Source organism: Shinella sp. WSJ-2 (assembly GCF_003432075.1).
In the GTDB taxonomy this organism is placed as follows: Bacteria; Pseudomonadota; Alphaproteobacteria; order Rhizobiales; family Rhizobiaceae; genus Shinella.
The window spans coordinates 30,108-52,355 of record NZ_QWBU01000007.1 but is presented as its reverse complement, the minus strand read 5'-3'; the positions used below and the strand labels follow the sequence as shown (position 1 = coordinate 52,355).

The window sequence follows — 22,248 nt, the reverse complement described above, 5'->3', positions numbered from 1 at the left end:
GGGACCGGAGTCGCGGGCAAAAACCGCTGAACGGGGCGCTGAAAGGTGCCACATACACTATTTCAGTCGAGGCAGCTTCCAGCGCCCCGTCCGAAATGCTCTTTGAAAACCCACGGGCGGCGAAGCCGCTGCGTGGATATTGGTGCAGATGCGCGTCGGTAGCGAAGTGCCCACGGCAACGAAAAAGGCCGCCCGATGGGCGGCCTTTGTGAGGTTTGATCGTATCGAATCGATTACTCGGCGTCGCCTTCGGCGGCCTTCTTCTTGGCCGGGGCCTTCTTCTTGGGAGCGGCGTCTTCGCCTTCCTGAGCTTCGGCCTTGGCAGCAGCCTTCTTCTTCGGCGCAGCCTTCTTGGAGCCCTTGTCGTCGCCGTCTTCGTCGTCGGCGAGCAGGTCTTCCTTGGAAACGGTCTTGTCCGTTACCTTGATTTCACCGAGCAGGTGATCGACGACCTTTTCTTCGAAGATCGGCGCGCGCAGGGAAGCGGCGGCACCCGGGGTCTTCTGGAAGTATTCGAGGATCTGCTTTTCCTGGCCCGGGAACTGACGCAGCTGCTGGTAGAGCGACTGCTGCATTTCCTCGTCTGTAACCTGGACGCCGGCCTTTTCGCCGATTTCCGAGAGAACGAGGCCGAGACGGACGCGGCGTTCGGCAAGCTTGCGGTATTCTTCGCGAGCGGCTTCTTCGGTCGTGTCTTCGTCAGCGAAGGTCTTGCCGGACTGGGCGAGATCGGTGTTGATCTGGCGCCAGATGTTTTCGAACTCGGCTTCGACCAGGCGCTCCGGGGTTTCGAACTTGTACATCTCGTCGAGCTGGTCGAGAATCTGGCGCTTGACCTTCTGGCGGGTGACCGAGCCGTACTGGCTTTCGATCTGGCCGCGGACGATTTCGCGCAGCTTGTCAGCCGATTCGAGGCCGAGCTTGGTGGCGAGTTCGTCGTTGATCTCGACTTCGGCGGGAGCAGCGACTTCCTTGACGTTGATGTCGAAGGTGGCTTCCTTGCCGGCGAGGTTTGCAGCCGGGTATTCAGCCGGGAAGGTGACGGTGATGACCTTCTCGTCGCCAGCCTTCAGGCCGACGAGCTGCTCTTCGAAGCCCGGGATGAAGCGGTTGGAGCCGAGAACGAGTTCTGCGTCCTCGTCCTTGCCGCCGTCGAAGGCTTCGCCGTCGACCTTGCCGAGGTAGTCGATGGTGACGCGGTCGCCGTTTTCGGCCTTGCCCTTCTTGGTTTCGTAGGAACGGGCACTTTCGGCGATCTTGAGGATCTGCTCGTCAACTTCCTTGGCGTCGATATCGACGACTTCACGGGTGACGGCGATGCCGGAATTGTCCTTGAGGTCGATTGCCGGGATGACTTCGTAGGACAGCGTGAATTCGAAATCGGCCTGGCCGTTCAGGATCTTCTCGGCTTCGGCCTGGTCTTCGGTCATTGCGACTTCCGGCTGCGTGGCCGACTTTTCGCCGCGCTCGGAAAGGATCGCGGTCGGACGGTCGCGGACGATCTCGTTGACGAGTTCGGCCATGACGGACTTGCCGTACATCTTCTTGAGATGGGCGAAGGGCACCTTGCCCGGACGGAAGCCGTTGATGCGGACACGGCCCTTCACGTCCTCAAGACGCTCGTTCATCTGAGCTTCCATGTCCTTGGCCGGGATGACGACCTTGATTTCGCGCTTCAGCCCTTCAGCGAGCGTTTCGATAACCTGCATGTTCAAACCTTTATTTCGAGTTGGCGGCGCTCAAACCGGTCTTCCGGTTATGGCGAGCGCCCCGCCGGTCCATTTGCCGGCAGTGGCTTTACTGAATTCGGTGGCCTTTTGGCAAGCAAAATGGCGCGCTGAAATGCTCCACGCCGCGCGAAAACCCGTTGTTTTCGCGTTTTGTGGCTCTGGTGCGGGTAGAGAGACTTGAACTCCCACGCCTTGCGGCACCAGAACCTAAATCTGGCGTGTCTACCAATTTCACCATACCCGCTCTCAGAAACCTCGTTGCCACGGGCGACCGGGTCTCTTCCCCGGGGCCGCTCCCATGACGCCTTCCGAGCGCGGCGTCTCTATATCACCCGTTTTCGGCGGATCAAAGGAAAAATGACAGGCAAACGACCGTTCTCCCGGCCGTTACGCTCAATAAAGCGGCTCGTCATAGACCGGCTCGCCGCGCAGGATGAGCCGGGCGATCTGCGGCGTACCGTCTTTCGACACGCGCGCCTCCACTTCGAGCTCCTCCTGGTTGCGGGCGTCTTCCAGCACCTTGCCCTCGCCCTCCGGCACATAATAGCGCTCGAGCCCGTAGCTGACAAAGAGGCTGTCCGGCAGCACCCCGTCGGTGACGGAATAATAATCGAAGGGCTGCGTGCGCAGGAGAACGCTGCCCTCCTCCGGCGCCAGCGTGCCGAAACTCGCCTCGGTCGCCGCCCACAGCCCATCCGTACCGGGCTTCAGGCGCACGACAAGCCGCTCACGGCCGTTCACCTTCGGCACCTCGCCGGTGACGATACTCTTCGGGATCGTCGAGATCGGATAGGACAGGATGACATAGTCGCCGCGCAAGAGGTCGCGCGGATCGACCGGCAGCGTCTTCAGCCTGATATCCGCGCCGTTGCGCAGGATCGAAGCGCGGCCTTCGACCATATAGCCAAGCACGGCCGTCTGGAGCGCTGCCGCGATGATGGCGGCGGCGACCGGCGGAATGCGGAAAGTAGAAAGTGTCGACATGGCTCAGGCCTCCGCCTTGGTTTCAGCCTTGGAAAAACGGCGCTCGACGACGATCACGGCCCAGGCGATCAGCGCGACCACCAGACCGGAAATCAGGAAGAAACCGGATGTGCCGATGATCGAGCCGATGGTTTCGGAGGCGAGATAGAGCGTTTCAGCCGCGAAGGTCGCATAGCCGAGATAGCGCACCGCGCCGTTTTCCTTGCCCGACAGCACGATGCCGCCGATGGCCACGACGAGCGTGATGATGCCGAGCATCAGGCGATCCCCCACGGCGTCGTATTCGAAATGAAGGACAAGCAGGCCGAGCAGCAGCACGAGATAGGAATAAAAGGCAGGAGCGGCGCCGGCGCTGCGGGCGAGCGCATGGAGCGGCGACTGCGGCACGGCGGCCAGCAGATAGGCGAGCGCGCCGAGCGATGCGATTGCTATCGCGGTCGTCGGCGTATCGTGTTCGCCATATATGAAGGCGAGCCAGGCGACGAGCAGCAGATAGGCGATATGGCGCACGCGCCCCGCATCGGTATAGCGTACCAGCAGGATGATGATGACGGCCATGAGCGGCATCAGCCAGAGCAGCAGCGTGTCGCTGGCATGGTAGGCCTCGCTCCAGTCCGTCCAGGCGACGGCGAAGGCAAGGAAACCGGCGATGGCCGTGACCGCGCCGGAGCGGAAGAGAACCGCCGCGATCACGGAGCCTGCGAACCAGACAAGCATCGCCTGAACCGCATCGCCGGAGAGATGGTACATCTGCCCGATCAGCGCGATGGCGCCGCCGAAGGACAGCGTGCCGGCCGCAAGGAACGCCGCCGCAAGCCGCGGCGCGCCGCGCTGGGTCAGCAACCCGCCAGCCAGATAGGCGCCCCAGATCAGCGCGACGATGCCGACGACCCGCACGAGGCGCGGGATCGCCTCCCAATTGGCCGCGACCAGCAGCAGTACGGCGGCCGACATCAGCAGAGCCGCGATCATCATCAACACGCGGCCGAGGCTGAACGAACTTTCGCGGGAATCATATTCCTTCAGGAGGCGATCGGCGGTCGGCGCATCGAGCAAGCCCTGCTGCGTCCACAGTTTGAGATCGCGTTCCAACCTGCCCCGATACATTCGTCCCGCCTCTCTTCAAAACGCGCACGATTCGTGCCGCGCATACCCTGTCAGCAGAAACGGTATAGCGCCGCCATAAATTCGCAATCGACGCAACAATCCGCCCATTCGGGCCAAGTGCGATGCGACCGGCGCGATGATTAACGGGAAATAAAGAAATTCCTGGCAGATTTAGCAACAAGACGCCGGTGGCGTTTCGATTTCGGGCATGCAGCGGGCGCATATCATCCATTCCCATATTGCACTGCACAAAATCGAGGGATCGGGTTAGATTGCAGTCATCGGATCAGAGATGGTTCGGACCGGAAACCAAGGCGCCGCGGAGGCGACGGGCAGACCGGAGGGCGGAATGGTCGAACGCCCGGCATGATGCCGACAGACCCGATGCCGGAGACGGTATCGAACAGGAATTCGGAGCGGCGCACTCCTCCTCCCAGCGCTCCTCCGATACGATTGGCAACACTCCTCCTCCCAGTTGCCAATCACTCTTAATGACGCCCGCCGGACCTCCTCCCCCGGCGGGCGTTATTGTTTTCGCCGGCACCTGGCAAACCACACCCCACGATCAAAAATCTTTCATGACCGCCGGCTGCATACCTGTGCATTCGCCGCATTCAGCACAGTCAAATCGAACGCATGCGGCTCGTGCATGGGTGCCATTCCAATCGCGCGCTTTTGCCCATCGTTCGGGCAGGCTATATCTTTCTCATAGCTCGGGTGACGATCTCCTCCTCCCAACGTCCCCGACAAGGATTGGCAGCCCCTCCTCCTCCCAAACTGCCAATAGCTATCAGCAACGCCCGCCGGATCTCCTCCCCCGGCGGGCGTTGCTTTTTGCACTGCAACCAAGCAATCCCGCATGGCTTCTTTACCTTTGTGGCGCCGAGCCCGGATTTTGGCCAGAATTTCGCCTAAATTTCCGCTTGACATGCATAAAACGCATAGGTGCCATACAGCAATTGCGCTGTCCTTTTTCGCGGCGCAGCGTATATTCCAATCCATCAGATCAGGGCGGCGCCAAAGACGAGCGGCCGCCCAGTACGCAAGCCCACGAAAGGGGTAAATGACATGAACCTGGCACGCTCTTTTAACAACTGGCGCAAGTATCGTCAGACCGTCAGCGAACTCGGCCGCATGACCGACCGCGAACTTCGCGACCTCGGCATCGGCCGCAGCGATATCCCGTACATCGCTCGCAAGGCTTCGATCTAAGCCGAACGGACCCCTTACGGGTCGCAATTCGAACGCCCTCCGGCTCCCACCGGAGGGCGTTTTCGTTTGCGCGTCCTTTTGCGGCGCACAATGTCGCAATTCCTCAGCTGCGACATTGTGCGGGACGGCAGCAGCACTGGATCCTTCCGGCCACATGCCTCGAATAGCAGCACTTTCTGGTTATTTCGCATGCAGCACAGGCATCTGCCTGATCCGTCATCGTCTTATTGCACAAATGCATAGCAGCTGCATTTTCTTTGCACTGCACATTAACAAGCATGTCGCGTATATGGGCGTCACAAACCGGTGAGAGAGACCTTCCGGCCAACACTTCGAGGAAAAGACCATGAACCCGATCCGCATTGCCAAGAACTGGATGTCCTACCGCCGCACGATGAACGAACTCGGCAACCTGTCGAACCACACGCTGTCCGACATCGGCCTGACCCGTTACGACATCCGCGACATCGCAGCCCGTTCCTTCCGCTAAGACATAGCCGGTTTCCGCCGCAGCGGCCGGAAACGGCCAGCGCGAGGAACGATCAAACGGCACCATCTGGTGCCGTTTTTGATTCCAGGGGCATGATGCCCCGCCCCAATGCTTTTCCTTGGAAATGCGCCGTTGCCCATGATAACCAACCACCCATGACCAAGACCTCTTCCCACACTCCCATCCATGTCATCGGCGGCGGCCTTGCCGGCTCGGAAGCTGCCTGGCAGATCGCCGAAACCGGCGTTCCCGTCATTCTGCATGAAATGCGCGGCGTGCGCGGCACGGATGCGCACAAGACGGACAGCCTCGCAGAGCTCGTCTGCTCCAACTCTTTCCGCTCGGATGACGCCACCTCGAACGCCGTCGGCGTTCTGCATGCCGAGATGCGGCTTGCCGGCTCGCTCATCATGCGCTCGGCCGATGCGAATCAGGTGCCGGCCGGCGGCGCGCTCGCCGTCGACCGCGACGGCTTTTCCGCCGCCGTGACCGCAGCGCTTGAAAGCCATCCGCTCATCACGATCACCCGCGAGGAAGTGGCCGGCCTGCCGCCGGAAGACTGGGACCAGGCGATCATCGCGACCGGCCCGCTTACCGCACCCTCGCTTGCCGCCGCGATCCAGGCGCGTACAGGGGCCGATTCGCTGGCCTTCTTCGATGCGATCGCCCCGATCGTGCACACCGCCAGCATCGACATGGATATCTGCTGGTTCCAGTCGCGCTACGACAAGGTCGGCCCCGGCGGCACGGGCAAGGATTACATCAACTGCCCGATGGACGAGGCACAGTACAATGCCTTCGTCGACGCCCTGATCGCCGGCGACACGACGGGCTTCAAGGAATGGGAAGGCACGCCCTATTTCGACGGCTGCCTGCCGATCGAGGTGATGGCCGAGCGCGGCCGCGAGACGCTGCGCCACGGCCCGATGAAGCCAATGGGCCTGACAAACGCGCATAACCCGACCGTCAAGGCCTATGCCGTCGTGCAACTGCGCCAGGACAATGCGCTCGGCACGCTCTACAACATGGTCGGTTTCCAGACGAAGCTGAAATATGGCGCGCAAGCCGAAATCTTCCGGCTGATTCCCGGTCTGGAAAACGCGGAATTTGCCCGCCTCGGCGGCCTGCACCGCAACACCTATATCAATTCGCCGACGCTGCTCGACCGCTCGCTGACGCTGAAGGGCCGTCCGGGTCTCCGATTCGCTGGCCAGATCACCGGCTGCGAAGGTTATGTGGAAAGCGCCAGCATCGGCCTGCTCGCCGGCCGCTTCGCCGCTGCCGAGCGGCTCGGGCAAACGCTGTCCCTTCCCCCTGAAACGACAGCCTTCGGCGCCTTGCTGAACCACATCACCGGCGGCCACATCGTCTCCGACGACGAGCCGGGCAAGCGCTCCTTCCAGCCGATGAATATTAATTTCGGCCTCTTCCCGCCGCTGGAGCCCGGCGCGGTCGTCCGGCCCGAGGGGCTGAAGCGCTTTCGCGGCAAGGACAAGGCGGTCGCCAAGAAGCAGGCAACCGCCGCACGCGCCTTGGAAGATTGCGCCCGCTGGCTCGGGCGCTGATCGTCAGATGAATTAGCCGGCTGGCTGGGCGTTGAGGTTTGCAGCGCCCGGCATGAAGCTGCCAAGCAGCCAGAGGGAGACTTCAGCGGCCTCCTTCTCGTCGCGGAATTCATAGGTGCCGCCTTCGAAGGCGGCATTGGCGTATTCCACAGTCAGGCGTCGCGGGCCGGCGCTGTTGACGCGCACGGTACCCGGCTCGATCAGGTGGCAGGCATAGTGGTGGCCATGGGCCTGCATGCAGCCCGCCTTGCCGTCATGCAGACGAAGGAAGACCGTCCGCCGGTCCTTGGTGGTCACGACGGCGCGGATGGCCTCCTCCGGGAAGGCCCGGCCGAACTCCACAATGGCAAGGCCGGCATCCTCGCCCGCCTCTTCCTGACGATCGTCGCTGCGAAATTTATGGCGGAAGATCAGGCCGGCCACGAACAGACCGGCGATGATGATGGTCCAGAACATCGACTCTCCTCCCGCAAAATACGTTCAGCCGCTGTAGCGGACAAGGCTTGCGCCAGTTTTGCGTCCTGTCAGGTTTTCAGAAAGGGCCACGCCGAAGGGCACGCCACATCCACCATTGCCGCCGCCACTGGGCGGGCTGGAGCGCGCCGTCAAGCGCGCCGGCGCCCGCTTTCTCCGCTGCCTTCAATATAGGGGCGACGAGCGCGACTGGCAAAAAGGCGGCGCGATTCGCAACGGACACGCTATTGGCCGTGCGCGCCTTGGCGAGATGGTCGCGGCCGAGCCCGACGAAGGCTTCTACGGCACGGGCGGCGGCAGCCGGGTCGTTGCCGGCGAGCAGCGCTTCCGGCGTCAGGCCCGTTGCCGCCATGAGATCGGCCGGTAGATAGACCTGGCCGCGCCGCCGGTGGATCGGCAGGAGGAGCAGTGCACCCGCGACGGTCTGCGCGACGCCGGCATGGCCGGCAGCCTCGGCGGATTTCGGGGCGTTTTCCGGGTCGAGAATAAGGCTCGCGAGCTGGATCAGCGCAGACGCCGTCTCGCCGGCATAACCTTCCAGCGCCGCGCGGCTTTCCATCGGGTCATTATAGACGTCGAAGATGCGCGCCTCGATCATGTCCGTCAGCACGGCCACAGGCAGCCGGTATTCCTTGACGCAGGTCATAAGGCCCGCGGCAAGCGGGTTGGCCATGGCGTCGCCGTCCGCCTCGCCTTCCAGCAGGTCACGCCACCATTGCAGGCGGATTTCGCCGGGCAGCGCTTCGCGCACGGAATCGCGCACGCGGGCGATTTCGGCGTTGAACGCATAGAGCGCGGCAAGCGGGCCGCGTTTCTCCGCCGGCGCCAGCAGGCAGGCGAGATAACGGTCGCGATCGGTGTCGCGGAGCACTGCCAGGCAGTGCGCATAATTGTCCTTGGTCTCGGTCACGTCAGGTCTTTCGCGTCACACAGCGATGAGAGCGGCGGCAACCGCGCGACTTTCGGCCAGCATGACATTGAAGGTGCGCACGGCCGCGCCCGTGCTCATGGGGTCGGAACGGATGTGGCGTTCTCGCAGCGCGGCCTTGATTTCGGCCGGCAGCGGACGGATCTCCTTGCCGGTGCCGACGAGCAAAACCTCGATCTCGCCGGCCTCGTCCAGCACGCGCGTGATATCGTCAAGCGTAAGCGGCGTGTCTTCCGCCTTGTCCCACCCGTGGATGCCTGAAGGCAGGCACAGGATAGAGCCGCGATGCGACATGTCGGCGAAGCGGAAACCGCCATTGCCATATGCGTCGATCGGCGCACGTCCGGGGAAATGCGCCTCCCGGATTTCGATGCCCTTAGCCATTGGCTCCCGTCTCCGGGACCGCCCCAGCGCCGCCCTTGCCGGGGCGGTAGCGCTCCGGCCGGAGGCGGAACAGAATGAGGATCGGTCCGGCAATGTAGATAGAGGATATGGTGCCGATCGCCACCCCGAAGAGCAGCGTCAGCGCGAAGGTGCGAATCGCCTCGCCGCCGAGCAGGGCCAGCGCTGCAAGCGCAATCAGCGTCGTCGCCGAGGTCAGCACGGTGCGCGACAGCGTGCGGTTGATGGCGTCGTCAATCAGGATCGGCAGCGGCATCTGCTTGAAATGACGCAGGTTCTCGCGGATGCGGTCATAGACGACCATCGTGTCGTTCAGCGAATAGCCGGCGACCGTCAGGAGTGCGGCGACGGCGCTAATGTTGAACTCGATCTTGGCGAGCGCCAGGAAACCGAGCGTGAAGAACACGTCATGCGCCAGCGAGATTATGGCGCCGATGGCGAAATGCCATTCGAAGCGGATCCAGATATAGGCGACGAGCGCCAGCAGACCAGCGACGAAGCCGAGTGTCGCCGTATCGATCAGCTCGCCCGATATGGCCGGCCCGACCACCTCGACGCGGCGGAAATCGTAATCGTCCTCGAGTTCGCCGCGGGCGATGAGCACGGAGGTCTGCTCGGCGTTTTCTCCCTCGCCCTGGGCGGTGAGGCGCACGAGCGCGCGCCGCGGATCGAGCGTCGCATCGACGCTCTGGACGTCGACGCCCGTGTCAGTCAGACGCGCCGCGATCTCGAAGGGATCGGCATTGCCGGTCTTAGCCTGGAGTTCGAGCGCGGCACCACCGGTGAAATCGATGCCGAGCCGCAGTTTGCCGACATAGAGCAGGCCGGCAATGGCAATCGACAGAACCGCCGTCAGCAGGAAGACGCCGTTGCGCACCGCCATGAAGCGCAGGTTCAGGCGGTCGAACAGGCCGGTACGCACGCCCTTGGGCAGATGCGTGATATGGCTGCGGCCGAGCCAGGCGCGCACAAGGCGCTGCGTGAGGCCGAAGGTGGTGAAGAGCGTCGCCAGCATGCCAATACCGACGGCGAGCGCAAAGGCACGCACGGGGGCGGCGGACAACAGGAAGAGCACGGCGATGGCGATGAGCATGGTCGCCGATGCATCCAGAACCGTGGCACGAGCGCGGTTGAATCCCGTATCGACGGCCTCGTCGAGCGAGCGACCGGCCTTGGTTTCCTCGCGGATGCGCTCGAAGATCAGCACGCTGGCATCGACGGCAATGCCAACGGTCAGAACGATGCCGGCGATCAATGAGAGCGATAGTGGTGTCCGGATGAGCGCGAGGATCGCGAAGGTCAGTGTGACGTTAAAGAACAGCGACAGCGACGCGATGACGCCGAGCACGCCGTAGAAGAAGGTCATGAAGGCGACCACGGCGAGAACGGCCACGGCAAGCGCGACGACGACGGTGCCCGTGGAAGTCGCGCCCAATGCCGGCTCGATCGAGCGCTCCTCAATGATCGTCACCGGTGCCGGCAGCGGACCGCTTGCAACGATTCGAGCGAGGTTTGCTGCCCCTTCCGCGTCGAAATCACCGGAGAGGCGGCCGACGCCGTCGATGATGGCGCCCTGGATCTGCGAGGTCGAGATCACCTGGCCGTCGAGCAGGATGGCGATGGTGCGGCCGCTGTTGTTTCGGGTGAAGGCGGCCAATCGCTCGGCAGCCTCGGCGCGCAGCACGAATTCGATAAAGGGCTCGTTATTGGCCGCCGGCTCCGCCGAAGCGACATCCGCCGCGGTGAAGAGATCGTCGCGACGCACGAGATAGCCGACCGGCGGCTCGCCCGTGGAATAAAGCACTTCGGAACCGGCCGGCGCGCCGTCCTCGATCGCAGTGTTCACGGGCATGCTGTCGTCGACCAGCCGGGCGGACAACTTGCCGGCCTGCGACAGCAGGTCCTTGACGCGCTGCGGATCGGTCAGGCCGGGCATGGCCACGACGATGCGGTCACGCTCGCCGCGGCTGACGGAAAGAGAAGGAATATCGAGGCTTTCGACGCGGCGGCGCACGGCATCGACGGCGCCGAGCGACGCGGCCTGCACGGCCTCTTCGATCGCGGCGGAAGACAGCACGATGGTGAATTGGCCCGGTTGCGGCTCGCTGAGCGTGCCGAGATCAAGGCCAGCCAGCGCCTCGCGGGCCGCATCGACGCGGTCACTCGCCGTCACGGTGACATCGACAGTGTCTTCCGCGCCGTTGAGATCGCTGTGGGGAATGCGGGAGGCGCGCAACGTATTGCCGATGGTCTCCACGGCGGCGCGTAGGCGATCTGCGGCGATATCGGCGCGGGAAACCTCGAGAACGAGGCGTGAACCGCCGGTCAGGTCGAGGCCAGGAACAAGGCGGTGCGCCGCCATCCAGTTCGGCAGGCCGGCGGCCATGCGGGCCGGCAAAAGACTCGGCAGAAGGACAAGAAGGCTCGCCAAGAGGACGAGCCAGAGGGCAAGGGTCTTCCAGCGGGCGGATTGCTGCATCAGGGTCTCGCTACGTCAATTCCGGAAGGGGCCAAACCATTCTGCCGGAATTGCGTGAACCAAAAAACAACGCGGCGGGACGCCGGCTGAAAACCAGTCGGGCCACCCGGCCGAGTTTACCCCAGCCGGACGGCAAGCCAAGCTTATTCCTTGACGGGTTCACCCTTGACGCGGACTTCGCTGATGCCGCTGCGCACGACGCGCACCTTGGTGCCTTCGGCGATTTCGACTTCGAGTTCTGCGTCGTCGACGACCTTGGTGACCTTGCCGACGATGCCGCCACCGGTGACGACCTGATCGCCGCGGCGAATGTTCTTCAGGAGCTCTTCGCGACGCTTCATATTGGCGCGCTGCGGACGGATGATGAGGAAATACATCACCACGAAGATCAGCAGGAACGGCAGGATCGACATGAGAATGTCAGCGCCGCCCGCTGCCCCGCCAGGTGCCGCCGTCTGGGCGAAGGCCTCGGTAATGAACATCAGCTACTCCTTGAAATCTTGAATTTGCGCGGCCTGAGCGGCCATTTCGGTTGCCGGAATATAGGCAAGCGGGCCTTGAATGCAACACACGAGCGCGTCAACCCCGCTGTTTTCAAGCGCTTTCCCCCTTTTCGCGACCGCCCGCCGCATGCTACCCGGCATTCACGCATGAGGAGAGACACAGTGCAGGAAGATCACGTCAAGCTTCTGCTGGCCGAAATCGGCCGCATCACCGCGGCACTCGAGCGCCTGGCCGGCCCCGCCCCCGCAATCAACGACTGGAATGCCGCCGACGTCTTCGTCTGGTCGCCGGCCCGCCAGCATGTCCAGCCCGTCAAGCGGCCGAACCGCATCGAGATCGACCTGATCCGCGGTGTCGACCATGTGCGCGACATTCTCGTCGACAACACCGTGCGCTTCGCCCGCGGCCTGCCGGCCAACAACGTGCTGCTCTGGGGCGCACGCGGCATGGGCAAGTCCTCACTGGTGAAATCGGTGCACGCGCTGGCGGCAAAGGAAACGGCAAGCGGGCTGAAGCTGATCGAGGTGCACCGCGAGGACATCGCGACGCTGCCGCAGCTCCTGGAAATCCTGAAGGACGCGCCCTTCCCGTCCATCATCTTCTGCGACGACCTGTCCTTCGACCATGACGACACGTCCTACAAGTCGCTGAAGGCGGCGCTGGACGGCGGCGTCGAGGGGCGGCCGGACAATGTGCTGCTCTATGCCACCTCGAACCGCCGGCATCTCCTGCCGCGCAACATGATCGAGAACGAGCAGTCGACGGCGATCAATCCGTCGGAAGCGGTGGAAGAGAAGGTGTCGCTGTCGGACCGTTTCGGCCTGTGGCTCGGCTTCTACAAGTGCAGCCAGAGCGAATATCTCGAGATGATCGACGGCTACGCCAAGCATTTCGGCCTGGATGTCCCACAGGAACAGCTGCATGCCGAGGCGCTGGAATGGGCGACGACGCGCGGCTCGCGCTCCGGCCGTGTCGCCTGGCAATATGTGCAGGATCTGGCGGGACGCCTTGGCGTCGCGCTCAACAAGTAAGACGAGCGCCGGCCCTGAAACGGGCCGGCGTTTTGCCTTTTAAGAGAAGACCGGCCGCATGAAGCTGCGCTCGTAGCTGATGATGCTGCGATTGTGCTTGTCCATGTCGAAGGCGGCGATGCATTCCGGATCGCTCACCATGCGCGTGCGGTAGTCTTCGTAGGCCGCAAGGCTCGGGAAGCTGAACAGCGCCAGCGCAATGTTGGTTTGCGCCCTCGCTCGGCAGGAAGTAGCCGTGATGCTGGCCGCCCATGCGGTTGACGATGGGGATCCATGCGCGGGCATAGGCTTCGAATTCCGCGAGCTTGTGCGGGTCGATGACATATCTGAGATAGCAGGTGATCAAGGGAATACTCCGTCTTTGAATGGGCGGACCATTTCAGATTCGCGTCTGCAGCGGCAGGGTCCAATGCTGCCAATCCGCGTCACACGCGCCACCCTGCCCCGCATAGAATCGCTGCGCCGCCGCATTGTCCGGCAGGACCGTCCAGCGCAGAGCGGAGGCGCTGATCTCGACGGCATGGGCGCGCAGATGCGCAAATAGCGCCTGCCCCACGCCCTGACCGCGAAACGCCTCCGCGACATAGAGTTCCTTGAGCACCACGACGGGCTTGAGATCATAGGTCCAGGGAATGCGGTAATGTACAGCGATGCCGGCAAGCGCCTCCGCCTTCGCCGCCACGAAGACGCCGAAGGCGGGAGTGGCACCAAGGCCGTGAAGCCTGAGATCATCGGGCGTGACGGCGAAAGCATCGATATAACCTTCGAAGATTGCCAGCGCCCGCATGAGGTCCCAGACGGCCTCCACGTCATCGTGCGTGAAGGGCCTGACATGAAGGCCGTCCGCGCTCATTCGGCGGCAATCGCCAGCAGGCTGCCCGGCTCGCTGCCGGTCGCAAAACCATGGCCCTCGTCTTCCCAGCCCATGATGCCGCCGATCATGATCTTCACCGGGCGACCGAGGCGGGCGATCTTGAGGGCGGCCTGGTCCGCGCCGTTGCAATGCGGGCCGGCGCAATAGGCGACGAAGACGGTGTCTTCAGGCCATTCAGCCATGCGCTCGGCGCTGATCTGCCGGTGCGGAAGGTGGATGGCACCCGGCACATGCTGGCGGGCATAGGCTTCCGGTGAGCCGATGACATGGAGCAGGACGAAATCCTGATCGCCGGACTTCAGCGCCACCGCAACGTCAGCGCAGTCGGTTTCGACGGACAGCAACTTCTGGAAATGCGCGATGGCCACGGCGGGGGAAGCGGCCGGATAATCGGTGACGAAGCTCATGGTGTCTCTCCTTGTTGGATTGGGCCTTGCTAGAATGGACCTTGTTGGAACGAGAGAGATGTAGCCGGAACAGAGCGACGCTTGCAGATGGCATGATTGCCATATATCATCAAGATCATGACAAACCCGCTTTCACTCCCGCTTGCCAATCCGCTCGTCGTGGCTGTCGCCTATGACCAGCTCTGCACCTTCGAATTCGGCATCGCGACTGAGATTTTCGCCCTTGCCCGGCCGGAAATGGGGCCGAACTGGTACCGCTTTGCCGTCGCCGGCCTCGATGAGGGTGAAATGCGCTTGACGGGCGGGCTGCGCTTTGCCGTGGACGGGGGGCTCGACCTGCTGGCGGAGGCCGGCACGATCATCATTCCCGGCTGGCGCGGCATCGATGCGCCGGTGCCGCAGGTGCTGATTGACGCGCTGCAGGCGGCGCATGCGCGCGGCGCACGCATCCTCTCCTTCTGCTCGGGCGTCTTCGTGCTCGCCGCAGCAGGGCTGCTCGATGGCCGCCGCGCCACGACCCATTGGCGCTATACGGATACGCTGACGGCGCGTTTTCCCGCCATCGCGGTGACGCCGGATGTGCTCTATGTCGATGCCGGCAGCGTGCTGACCTCGGCGGGTACGGCGGCGGGGCTCGATCTCTGCCTGCACCTCATCCGCCGGGATTTCGGCACGGAGGCGGCCAATCTCGTCGCCCGGCGCCTCGTCATGCCGGCTCATCGCGATGGCGGCCAGGCACAGTTCATCCGCCAGACCGTGCCGCGCACGCATGAAAGCAGCCGGCTCGGACCGCTGCTCGACCATATGCGCGAAGACCTTGGTGCCGACCATACCGTCGCAGCACTCGCCCGCCGCGCCGGCATGAGCGACCGCACCTTCCTGCGCCGTTTCGAATCGGCCACCGGCATGACGCCGGCCCGCTGGCTGCTCGCCCAGCGCCTCGGCAAGGCACGCGACCTGCTGGAAGAGACGAATGCCTCAGTCGAAGAGATCGCGGCCCTGTCCGGCTTCGGCACGACGGGCACGCTGCGCCATCATTTCCGTCTGCACCTGTCGACGACGCCGGCCGCCTATCGCGAGGCCTTCGGACGGCAGGCGGTAAGCCGGTCGTGAAACGCAAACGGGCGGCCAATGGCCACCCGCGTTATTTCACTCGGATATCCGGTATCCGCCTATTCCAGGAAGGTCATCGGGTTGACCGGGGTGGCGTTCTTGCGCACCTCGAAGTGAACCTTCGGACGGGTGGCGTTGCCGCTCATGCCCGAGGTCGCAACTGTCTGGCCACGCTGGATCTTCTGGCCGCGCTGCACGTTCAAGCCGCCGGCATTGCCGTAGACCGTGACGGTGCCATCGTCGTGGCGGACGAGAACCGCGTTGCCGAGTTCCTTCAGGCTCGAGCCCGAATAGATGACCACGCCGTTTTCGGCAGCCTTGATCGGCGTGCCCTCGGGAACCGAGATATCGATGCCGTCATTGCGGTTGCCATCGACATTGGCGCCGTAGCCGGCAATGACCGCACCGCGCACCGGCCAGCGATACTTGCCGATGCCGGTCGATTCGGGTGCATCATCCGTCACGTCGGACTTTTCCGTCGCTTCGGTGACCGAAACCGTCTTCACCGGCGCCTTGTAGGCTTCAGGCTTCTTTTCCGCCGTCTCGACCTTCTTTTCCTTGTTGACCGGAACCGAGGCCGTCGTCGTCTTGTCGGTGGTGGCCTTTTCAGCCACTTCGGCGCTGCCGCCGGCCGGGATCACCAGCTTCTGGCCGATGCGGATGGAGGCCGTGTTGATGCCGTTCGCCTTCTTCAGCGCCTCGACCGAGACACCGTTGCTGCGGGCGATCTTGGCAAGCGAATCGCCCGGCTGCACTTCGTAACCGCCCTTGCCGTTGCCTTCGCCGGCATCGGCGACGTTCGACGTCGTCTGACCGTTCTCCGACTTCTGCTTGTCGCGGCTCGATGTGCCCGGCAGGATGGCGACGTTCTTCTCGCCCTTCTGCTCTGGCGTCGGCAGCTTCCCATCGACCTTCAGCGTATGATCGGTCGAGGCCTTGGCGGCGCTGGCGGTCGTCGAGAAGGTCGGGATAACGATCTTCTGGCCCGGCTCGGCATCCGAGGAGCGCTTCAGGCCGTTGGCAGCAAGGATTTCTTTTTCCGGCACGCCGTAGCGGTTGGCGAGCGTCTTCACGCTTTCGCCCTGGCGCAGCATGACGACGGGCGCATTGTTCGTCGACCAGCCGGCCTTGCTCTTGACGTTCTTCGCCGTAGCGTCAGCTTCGTCGACGATAGCCTTCGCCTTGCGCTGCGGCAGTTCCTGCGCCATGGCGACCTGGCGCTCGGCGTCGGCACGGGCACCGGCCGTCGGGTCGGAAAGCTCGCCGCGCTGAACGGTCATCGGCGTCGTCGCGAAACGCGTGCCGGAGCCGTTCGTCGTCGACGTGTTGATCGGATCGTAGGAGACATTGCCCTGATCGGGGAACGGCTGGTTCAGCGCCTCGTCGCGCGAGCCACCCATCGGATTGACCTGCGCCACCTGGCCATTGCCGACCGTGCCGCGCGGAACCGGATCGCCACCCAGAAGCGTGCGGCGTGGAACCGAATTCGTGGTGATATTGTCAGAACCGGAGCTGGAGAAGAGGCCGCCAAAACGAGAAACGTCCGAACTGCACCCGGTCGCAACGCTGGCTAGCAGGGCGGCCGCCATCAGACGGGTCGCAGTCCTAGCAAAACTCGGCGATACACTCTTACGCATGAGACTACCCAATCGGTACGCTACTTGATGTAGGCCGATTAAAGCGCGTTAGAGTTACTGCCCGGTTAAAACCAAGCTATCTGCAACGGTTTTTTGATAAATTGATAACCATGGCACGCCAGCGCAGGCGGCCACGCGTCAGAAGCCGGTTGCGTACATGCTGTCGGCGCGCGAAATGCGGCCGGAGACACGGGCGACGTTCTCATAATCGCCGGCACTCGGCTGGAAGATCGCCGAGATCGGCGTCGCGCGACGCTGGTTACGGTCGCCGTTGGCTGTTGCATTCTCGAGGGCGGCATCCGGCGTCGTCATCTCGAGAGCGCTTTCATTGTAGGCAATCGCACGCAGCGCCGAGACGGCAGGTTCACGGGTACCAGCATAACGGCCGCTGCGCTGGTCTTCGACCGGCATGCTGTCGAAATACTCGATGTAAGCGCGGTAGTAGCTCTTACGGTCGTCATTCTCGAGGAAGTGGCCATAGGCCGCGTATTCGCGCTTCTCGAGGTCCAACGTATCGAGATTGTTGCGCTCGGCCTCCGTCAGCGACGGCTGACTGTAAGTCGTCTCTTCCTTGGCGACGCTGAGCACGAGGAGTGCATCGACGGACAGGCCGACATGGGCGGACGGATCATAGCTGCCGCCAGCGAGGTGCGCAGTCGACGCGGCCTCAGCATTTTCTTCAGTCGTCTTCCCTGCAGCCTTGGTCGCGAGATAAGCGAGGCTGTCATTGGTCGAGCTGCTGGCGATCCTGTTCGAAACGTACATTGCCCTCTCCATCGGAACTTCGGAAACCACTGGAAAACCGTCGTTCTGCTTGGAATTTGTGCTTCGTAATCGGCCTACGCCCCGAAGCTTGCGCGAAGCTTACCAAAGTTAACAAATCATTAACGCGCTGTATTTGCGAGAGGAATTCGCGCCCCGCGTGTGGCGGGCTGCGGCAAAGGTCCCGTTTTGTCGCAGAAATGCCGCAAGACTCAGCGGCCGAAGGCCGGCCGAGCCGCAAAATATGGATTTCGGAAAGGGTTTGGCGGGCTTAAAGCGCCTGCGCCATTTGCGGCACGATCGGCAGATAGGGCACCTCGAAGAGGTCCTCGCGATCGAAGCGGCTGCCGGTTTTGACCAGCTTCAGCATGCGACACTCGGTTTCGCTGACCATGACGGGCGCAATCAGCATGCCGCCGGAGACGAGCTGTTCGGCAAAGAAGCGCGGCAAGGCCTGAAAGGCAGCGGTGACGAGGATGCGGTCGAAGGTCCCCTCGCCCGGCATCCCATTGCTGCCATCGGCCTGGCGCACGATGACATTGCGGATGCCCGCCTTGTCGATGGAGGCCTGCGCATTGGTGACGAGCGTACGGTAGCGATCGACGGTCAACACGCGCTCGGTCATACGGCCCATGACGGCGGCGGTGAAGCCGCTGCCGGTGCCGACTTCGAGAATGCGCTGGCCGGCCTTGAGGTTCAGGAGATGCAGGATGCGCACCGAGAGATCGATGCCCTCCATGAAGGCGCCGCAATCGAGCGGCAGCACGCGGCGCGAATAGGCCTCACCAGCAAATTGCGGCGGCACGAACAGCGTTCGGGGCGTCTGCTCGACGGCGGTCAGAAGCTCGATATTGTTGATGCCCTGCCCGCGCAGGCGCAGCGCCAGAGCCGCAAAACCTTCCTTCTCGATCACCCGTCCCGTGCTCAATCCGTGTCTCCACCACTGAGCGCACGCTGCACGCGGTCGAGCACGGAATAATCCGTCAGGTCGAGCTTCAGCGGCGTGACGGAGATCTTTTGGTTCTTCACGGCATGGATGTCCGTGCCGGCGCGGAAATCGCCCTTCCGCTCGCCGAAGCGCAGCCAGTAATAGGGGAAGCCACGACCATCGGCGCGTTCTTCGATCGTCAGGCCGAAATCGAGCTTGCCCTGGGCCGTGACTTCAACGCCTTGTAGATCGGACGGCGCACAGTTAGGGAAATTGATGTTGAAGAACGTCCAGTCCGGCAGTTCCACATCCATCAGCTGGCGAATGAGTTTCGGCGCGAAGCTTTCGGCCACTTCCCACGGTACGACGCGGCCGCCGGCATGGTTGTAGGCCTGGCTCAATGCCATGGACTTGATGCCCTGCAGCGTGCCTTCTATGGCGCCGGCAACCGTGCCTGAATAGGTCACATCATCAGCCATGTTGGCGCCGACATTCACGCCAGAGAGAACGAGGTCCGGCTTCCTGTCCAGAACTTCCCGCACGCCCATGATCACGCAGTCGGTGGGCGTGCCGCGCAGGGCGAAACGCTTCTCGTCGATCTTGCGCAGACGCAAGGGTTCCGAAAGGGTCAGCGAATGCGCAAGGCCACTCTGGTCCGTCTCCGGGGCCACGATCCAGACGTCGTCGGTCAATTCGCGGGCGATCCGCTCGAGGGCCGCGAGGCCCTCGGCGTGGATGCCGTCGTCATTGGTCAGCAGGATGCGCATGAACTTACGCGGCCTTCTCGATCTTCGTCAGGCCGCCCATATAGGGCAGCAGGACTTCCGGCACAGTGACCGAGCCGTCGGCATTGAGGTAATTTTCCAGAACAGCGATCAGAGCGCGGCCGACGGCGGTGCCCGAGCCGTTCAGCGTGTGCACGAACTTCGTCGCCTTGTCGTCCTTGCCGCGATAACGCGCATTCATGCGGCGGCCCTGGAAATCGCCGCAGACCGAGCAGGACGAGATTTCGCGGAACGTATCCTGTCCCGGCAGCCAGACTTCCAGATCGTAGGTCTTGCGGGCACCAAAGCCCATGTCGCCGGTGCAGAGCGTCATGACGCGGTAATGCAGGCCGAGGCGCTTGAGGATTTCTTCCGCGCAGGCCGTCATGCGCTCATGCTCGTCGATGGCGCTTTCGGCGTCGGTGATCGAGACGAGCTCGCACTTCATGAACTGGTGCTGGCGCAGCATGCCGCGCGTGTCTCGACCCGACGAGCCGGCCTCCGAGCGGAAGCACGGCGTCAGCGCGGTGAAGCGCAGCGGCAGCTTTTCCTGATCGAGAATGTCTTCGCGCACGAGATTGGTGAGCGAGACTTCGGCGGTCGGAATCAGCCAGCGGCCATCCGTGGTGCGGAAGAGATCTTCGGAAAACTTCGGCAGCTGGCCGGTGCCGAACATGGCATCGTCGCGCACGAGCAGCGGCGCATGGACTTCCGTATAGCCGTGCTCTTGCGTATGCACGTCGAGCATGAACTGGCCGAGCGCGCGTTCCAGACGCGCCAGCTGGCCCTTCAGCACGGTGAAGCGTGAACCGGCGATTTTTGCTGCTGCCTCGAAATCCATATAGCCGAGGGCTTCGCCGATTTCGTAATGCTCCAGCGGCTTGTGGTTCCAGCCGGGCTTGCTGCCCCATTTGTGCTTTTCCACATTGCCGGTCTCGTCCGAACCGACCGGCACGTCATCAAGCGGAATGTTCGGGATGCGCGACAGGGCGTCGTTGAGCTCGGCGGTGACCTGGCGCTCTTCTTCCTCGGCGGCCGGGAGCTGATCCTTGATGGCCGAGACTTCGGCCTTCAGCTTGTCGGCAAGCTCGCTGTTCTTGGCGGCCATGGCCGCGCCGATCTCCTTGGAGGCAGCGTTGCGGCGCGACTGCATGTCCTGCGCCTTCTGGATGACGCTGCGACGCTTCTCGTCGAGATCGATGAGGCTCTGGGCAAGAGGGCTCGCGCCGCGCTTGGCCAGGGCGGCGTCAAGGGCGGCAGCGTTGTCGCGGATCCATTTGATATCAAGCATTGTCGTTCCAGGCGTTGCGTGGATGGAGCCCATCCCGCCCGGCAGCGACCCGCCGGCGAAGCCTCAGTCGGCTTCGCCCTGCGTTGCAGCGACCTCGTTTTCCGCATCCTGCGCGTTCGAGACGCTCGCCCGCTGCCGTTCGATGAGTCGGGCCGTATAGATGGAAATCTCGTAGAGAAGGATGGCCGGCAGTGCAAGGCCGATCTGGGAAACCGGATCCGGCGGCGTCAGTACGGCGGCCACGACGAAGGCGATGACGATTGCGTATTTACGCTTGTCCTTCAGCGATTGCGACGTGATGAAACCGGCGCGCACCAGAAGCGACGAGATCACTGGAAGCTGGAACACCAGTCCGAAGGCGAAGATCAGCGACATGATGAGGCTGAGATATTCGGACACCTTCGGCAGGAGCTGGATCGATACCTGGCCTTCGCCGCCGCCCTGCTCCATGGCGAGGAAGAACCACATGACCATGGGCGTGAAGAAGAAATAGACCAACGCCGCGCCGATGAGGAACAGGATCGGCGACGCGATCAGGAACGGCAGGAAGGCGGCGCGCTCGTTCTTGTAGAGGCCGGGCGCCACGAACTTGTAGACCTGCTGGGCGATAACAGGGAACGCGATGACCAGAGCGCCGAACATGGCGACCTTGATCTGCGTGAAAAAGAATTCCTGTGGCGCCGTATAAATCAGCTCGACATTTCGGTGTGTCAGCCCAGCCCATTCCACCGCCCATTTGAAGGGCAGGACGAGCAGATTGAAGAGCTGCTTGGCGAAATAGAAACAGACCAGGAAAGCGATGAAAAACGCACCGACGGCCCAAAGCAGGCGGCGGCGCAGTTCGATCAGATGCTCGATCAGCGGCTGGGGCTTGTCGTCAATGTCGCCGCTCATGCCTCGCCCTTCTTGGTCTTCGCAGTCTTGGTTTTGGCGGTCGCCGCCTTGGCGGGAGCCGCCTTCTTGGCCGCGGGCGCCTTGGCGGCAGCCTTCTTCGGCTCGGCCTCGGCCTTCGCGGCCGTCTTACGCGGCTTTGCCACCGGGGCGGCGCCGTCATCGGCCTTCTTCTTCGCCGTCTTGCGGACCGGGCCGGCCTTGAGCGGCACGGCGGCGACGGGTTCGGCGGAAGCGGGCTTCGCCACCTCGGCAGGAACGGCAACCGGCGCGCTGGACACGCTCTCGGCCGGGTTAGCCGAAGGCGTCGGTGTCGTGACGGAACTGGTTGCCTTGTGGAGATCGGCTTTCAAGTCGTCGCCCATCTGGCGCAGCGGATTGACCGCATCCCGGATCGTGTTGAGCGGATTCAACTTCTGCGCTTCACCGATTGTCTTGCGCACGTCGTCCAGGTCGGCCTCGCGCAATGCCTCATCGAACTGCTGACGGAAATCGCCCGCCATGCCGCGCATCTTGGAGACCATGCGGCCAAATGTTCTAAGCATCTGCGGAAGGTCCTTCGGACCCACCACGATGATCAGAACGATGGCGATGACGAGTATCTCGGTCCAGCCGACATCAAGCATAGAAAACTGTCCTCATAGGCCGGAACCAGAAGTCCACGGCCGGATGCCG

At 63.1% G+C, this 22,248-nt stretch carries 22 protein-coding genes, 1 tRNA gene and 1 pseudogene; 5 read left to right on the top strand and 19 right to left on the bottom strand.

Features of this window, described 5'->3' with window-relative positions:
* Positions 1-233: 233 nt before the first annotated feature.
* The 4 genes from tig to D0Y60_RS16315 all read right to left on the bottom strand — a co-directional run bounded on the left by tig (position 234) and on the right by D0Y60_RS16315 (position 3,821).
* On the bottom strand, positions 234-1,709 hold the full coding sequence (tig, locus tag D0Y60_RS16330; RefSeq protein ID WP_117371182.1) for a trigger factor: 1,476 nt from the start codon (positions 1,707-1,709) through the stop codon (positions 234-236).
* 180 nt (positions 1,710-1,889) lie between these two features.
* Positions 1,890-1,974: transfer RNA gene (locus D0Y60_RS16325), tRNA-Leu, on the bottom strand.
* Positions 1,975-2,123: 149 nt separating this feature from the next.
* Complete coding sequence (locus D0Y60_RS16320; protein WP_117371032.1) at positions 2,124-2,714, bottom strand: GDYXXLXY domain-containing protein; 591 nt, start codon at positions 2,712-2,714, stop codon at positions 2,124-2,126.
* 3 nt (positions 2,715-2,717) lie between these two features.
* Positions 2,718-3,821, bottom strand: coding sequence for a DUF2157 domain-containing protein (locus D0Y60_RS16315; protein WP_117371031.1), 1,104 nt, complete (start codon positions 3,819-3,821; stop codon positions 2,718-2,720).
* Between the two features lie 1,068 nt (positions 3,822-4,889).
* Between D0Y60_RS16315 and D0Y60_RS16310 the strand changes: the two genes are divergently transcribed.
* The 3 genes from D0Y60_RS16310 (at position 4,890) to trmFO (ending at position 7,088) form a co-directional block, all read left to right on the top strand.
* On the top strand, positions 4,890-5,033 hold the full coding sequence (locus D0Y60_RS16310) for a DUF1127 domain-containing protein (RefSeq protein WP_117371030.1): 144 nt from the start codon (positions 4,890-4,892) through the stop codon (positions 5,031-5,033).
* Positions 5,034-5,379: 346 nt separating this feature from the next.
* Entirely contained in the window at positions 5,380-5,523 is a 144-nt protein-coding gene (locus tag D0Y60_RS16305) for a DUF1127 domain-containing protein (protein ID WP_117371029.1), read from the top strand.
* Positions 5,524-5,678: 155 nt separating this feature from the next.
* Complete coding sequence (trmFO, locus tag D0Y60_RS16300) at positions 5,679-7,088, top strand: methylenetetrahydrofolate--tRNA-(uracil(54)-C(5))-methyltransferase (FADH(2)-oxidizing) TrmFO (protein WP_117371028.1); 1,410 nt, start codon at positions 5,679-5,681, stop codon at positions 7,086-7,088.
* A 12-nt stretch (positions 7,089-7,100) separates the two neighbouring features.
* Here the strand turns inward: trmFO and D0Y60_RS16295 are convergent, their stop codons facing one another.
* From D0Y60_RS16295 to yajC, 5 genes are all read right to left on the bottom strand, one after another.
* A complete protein-coding gene (locus D0Y60_RS16295; RefSeq protein WP_117371027.1) occupies positions 7,101-7,544 on the bottom strand; it encodes a hypothetical protein in 444 nt (147 codons plus the stop codon).
* 76 nt (positions 7,545-7,620) lie between these two features.
* Complete coding sequence (locus D0Y60_RS16290) at positions 7,621-8,472, bottom strand: phytoene/squalene synthase family protein (RefSeq protein ID WP_117371026.1); 852 nt, start codon at positions 8,470-8,472, stop codon at positions 7,621-7,623.
* A 15-nt stretch (positions 8,473-8,487) separates the two neighbouring features.
* On the bottom strand, positions 8,488-8,874 hold the full coding sequence (locus D0Y60_RS16285) for an Mth938-like domain-containing protein (RefSeq protein ID WP_117371025.1): 387 nt from the start codon (positions 8,872-8,874) through the stop codon (positions 8,488-8,490).
* On the bottom strand, positions 8,867-11,371 hold the full coding sequence (gene secD / locus D0Y60_RS16280) for a protein translocase subunit SecD (RefSeq protein ID WP_117371024.1): 2,505 nt from the start codon (positions 11,369-11,371) through the stop codon (positions 8,867-8,869). Before secD ends, D0Y60_RS16285 begins: the two co-directional genes overlap by 8 nt.
* A 143-nt stretch (positions 11,372-11,514) precedes the next feature.
* Positions 11,515-11,853, bottom strand: coding sequence for a preprotein translocase subunit YajC (gene yajC, locus D0Y60_RS16275; protein ID WP_117371023.1), 339 nt, complete (start codon positions 11,851-11,853; stop codon positions 11,515-11,517).
* A gap of 183 nt (positions 11,854-12,036) precedes the next feature.
* Here yajC and D0Y60_RS16270 point away from each other — a divergent pair, with 183 nt between their 5' ends.
* Positions 12,037-12,906, top strand: a complete 870-nt coding sequence (locus tag D0Y60_RS16270; protein WP_117371022.1) for an ATP-binding protein — start codon at positions 12,037-12,039, stop codon at positions 12,904-12,906.
* Between the two features lie 39 nt (positions 12,907-12,945).
* Here D0Y60_RS16270 and D0Y60_RS16265 read toward each other — a convergent pair.
* The 3 genes and pseudogenes from D0Y60_RS16265 to D0Y60_RS16255 all read right to left on the bottom strand — a co-directional run bounded on the left by D0Y60_RS16265 (position 12,946) and on the right by D0Y60_RS16255 (position 14,187).
* A pseudogene (locus tag D0Y60_RS16265) lies at positions 12,946-13,252 on the bottom strand (NIPSNAP family protein).
* A gap of 33 nt (positions 13,253-13,285) precedes the next feature.
* Positions 13,286-13,759, bottom strand: a complete 474-nt coding sequence (locus tag D0Y60_RS16260) for a GNAT family N-acetyltransferase (protein ID WP_117371021.1) — start codon at positions 13,757-13,759, stop codon at positions 13,286-13,288.
* Positions 13,756-14,187, bottom strand: a complete 432-nt coding sequence (locus D0Y60_RS16255; protein ID WP_117371020.1) for a rhodanese-like domain-containing protein — start codon at positions 14,185-14,187, stop codon at positions 13,756-13,758. The genes D0Y60_RS16260 and D0Y60_RS16255 overlap by 4 nt, the downstream gene beginning before the upstream one ends.
* A gap of 117 nt (positions 14,188-14,304) precedes the next feature.
* On the opposite strand from D0Y60_RS16255, the gene ftrA reads away from it, so the two are divergent.
* Entirely contained in the window at positions 14,305-15,300 is a 996-nt protein-coding gene (ftrA, locus tag D0Y60_RS16250; RefSeq protein WP_117371181.1) for a transcriptional regulator FtrA, read from the top strand.
* Positions 15,301-15,359: 59 nt separating this feature from the next.
* Here the strand turns inward: ftrA and D0Y60_RS16245 are convergent, their stop codons facing one another.
* The 7 genes from D0Y60_RS16245 to tatB form a co-directional block, all read right to left on the bottom strand.
* Positions 15,360-16,937 (bottom strand): peptidoglycan DD-metalloendopeptidase family protein, encoded by a 1,578-nt coding sequence (locus D0Y60_RS16245; RefSeq protein WP_117371019.1) that lies wholly within the window; start codon positions 16,935-16,937, stop codon positions 15,360-15,362.
* A gap of 138 nt (positions 16,938-17,075) precedes the next feature.
* The gene (locus D0Y60_RS16240) at positions 17,076-17,702 is read right to left on the bottom strand and encodes a hypothetical protein (RefSeq protein ID WP_117371018.1); all 627 of its coding nucleotides are present in this window, start codon (positions 17,700-17,702) and stop codon (positions 17,076-17,078) included.
* Positions 17,703-17,970: 268 nt separating this feature from the next.
* Complete coding sequence (locus D0Y60_RS16235) at positions 17,971-18,627, bottom strand: protein-L-isoaspartate(D-aspartate) O-methyltransferase (RefSeq protein WP_117371017.1); 657 nt, start codon at positions 18,625-18,627, stop codon at positions 17,971-17,973.
* Positions 18,624-19,394: a 5'/3'-nucleotidase SurE gene (gene surE / locus D0Y60_RS16230; protein ID WP_117371016.1), complete on the bottom strand. Its 771-nt coding sequence runs from the start codon at positions 19,392-19,394 to the stop codon at positions 18,624-18,626. The genes D0Y60_RS16235 and surE overlap by 4 nt, the downstream gene beginning before the upstream one ends.
* Before the next feature lie 4 nt (positions 19,395-19,398).
* On the bottom strand, positions 19,399-20,682 hold the full coding sequence (gene serS, locus D0Y60_RS16225; RefSeq protein WP_117371015.1) for a serine--tRNA ligase: 1,284 nt from the start codon (positions 20,680-20,682) through the stop codon (positions 19,399-19,401).
* Positions 20,683-20,745: 63 nt separating this feature from the next.
* Positions 20,746-21,576 (bottom strand): twin-arginine translocase subunit TatC, encoded by an 831-nt coding sequence (tatC, locus tag D0Y60_RS16220; RefSeq protein WP_117371014.1) that lies wholly within the window; start codon positions 21,574-21,576, stop codon positions 20,746-20,748.
* Positions 21,573-22,199, bottom strand: coding sequence for a Sec-independent protein translocase protein TatB (tatB, locus tag D0Y60_RS16215; RefSeq protein ID WP_117371013.1), 627 nt, complete (start codon positions 22,197-22,199; stop codon positions 21,573-21,575). The genes tatC and tatB overlap by 4 nt, the downstream gene beginning before the upstream one ends.
* Positions 22,200-22,248 lie beyond the last annotated feature (49 nt).

What these genes read in the sequence shown, in the direction of transcription:
- yajC (WP_117371023.1), bottom strand. Translation starts at nt 11,853, where the DNA reads ATGTTCATTACCGAGGCCTTCGCCCAGACGGCGGCACCTGGCGGGGCA.
- D0Y60_RS16305 (WP_117371029.1), top strand. Translation starts at nt 5,380, where the DNA reads ATGAACCCGATCCGCATTGCCAAGAACTGGATGTCCTACCGCCGCACG.
- tatC (WP_117371014.1), bottom strand. Translation starts at nt 21,576, where the DNA reads ATGAGCGGCGACATTGACGACAAGCCCCAGCCGCTGATCGAGCATCTG.
- tig (WP_117371182.1), bottom strand. Translation starts at nt 1,709, where the DNA reads ATGCAGGTTATCGAAACGCTCGCTGAAGGGCTGAAGCGCGAAATCAAG.
- serS (WP_117371015.1), bottom strand. Translation starts at nt 20,682, where the DNA reads ATGCTTGATATCAAATGGATCCGCGACAACGCTGCCGCCCTTGACGCC.
- D0Y60_RS16310 (WP_117371030.1), top strand. Translation starts at nt 4,890, where the DNA reads ATGAACCTGGCACGCTCTTTTAACAACTGGCGCAAGTATCGTCAGACC.
- D0Y60_RS16240 (WP_117371018.1), bottom strand. Translation starts at nt 17,702, where the DNA reads ATGTACGTTTCGAACAGGATCGCCAGCAGCTCGACCAATGACAGCCTC.
- secD (WP_117371024.1), bottom strand. Translation starts at nt 11,371, where the DNA reads ATGCAGCAATCCGCCCGCTGGAAGACCCTTGCCCTCTGGCTCGTCCTC.
- D0Y60_RS16245 (WP_117371019.1), bottom strand. Translation starts at nt 16,937, where the DNA reads ATGCGTAAGAGTGTATCGCCGAGTTTTGCTAGGACTGCGACCCGTCTG.
- surE (WP_117371016.1), bottom strand. Translation starts at nt 19,394, where the DNA reads ATGCGCATCCTGCTGACCAATGACGACGGCATCCACGCCGAGGGCCTC.
- D0Y60_RS16295 (WP_117371027.1), bottom strand. Translation starts at nt 7,544, where the DNA reads ATGTTCTGGACCATCATCATCGCCGGTCTGTTCGTGGCCGGCCTGATC.
- tatB (WP_117371013.1), bottom strand. Translation starts at nt 22,199, where the DNA reads ATGCTTGATGTCGGCTGGACCGAGATACTCGTCATCGCCATCGTTCTG.
- ftrA (WP_117371181.1), top strand. Translation starts at nt 14,305, where the DNA reads ATGACAAACCCGCTTTCACTCCCGCTTGCCAATCCGCTCGTCGTGGCT.
- D0Y60_RS16260 (WP_117371021.1), bottom strand. Translation starts at nt 13,759, where the DNA reads ATGAGCGCGGACGGCCTTCATGTCAGGCCCTTCACGCACGATGACGTG.
- D0Y60_RS16285 (WP_117371025.1), bottom strand. Translation starts at nt 8,874, where the DNA reads ATGGCTAAGGGCATCGAAATCCGGGAGGCGCATTTCCCCGGACGTGCG.
- D0Y60_RS16320 (WP_117371032.1), bottom strand. Translation starts at nt 2,714, where the DNA reads ATGTCGACACTTTCTACTTTCCGCATTCCGCCGGTCGCCGCCGCCATC.
- D0Y60_RS16255 (WP_117371020.1), bottom strand. Translation starts at nt 14,187, where the DNA reads ATGAGCTTCGTCACCGATTATCCGGCCGCTTCCCCCGCCGTGGCCATC.
- trmFO (WP_117371028.1), top strand. Translation starts at nt 5,679, where the DNA reads ATGACCAAGACCTCTTCCCACACTCCCATCCATGTCATCGGCGGCGGC.
- D0Y60_RS16315 (WP_117371031.1), bottom strand. Translation starts at nt 3,821, where the DNA reads ATGTATCGGGGCAGGTTGGAACGCGATCTCAAACTGTGGACGCAGCAG.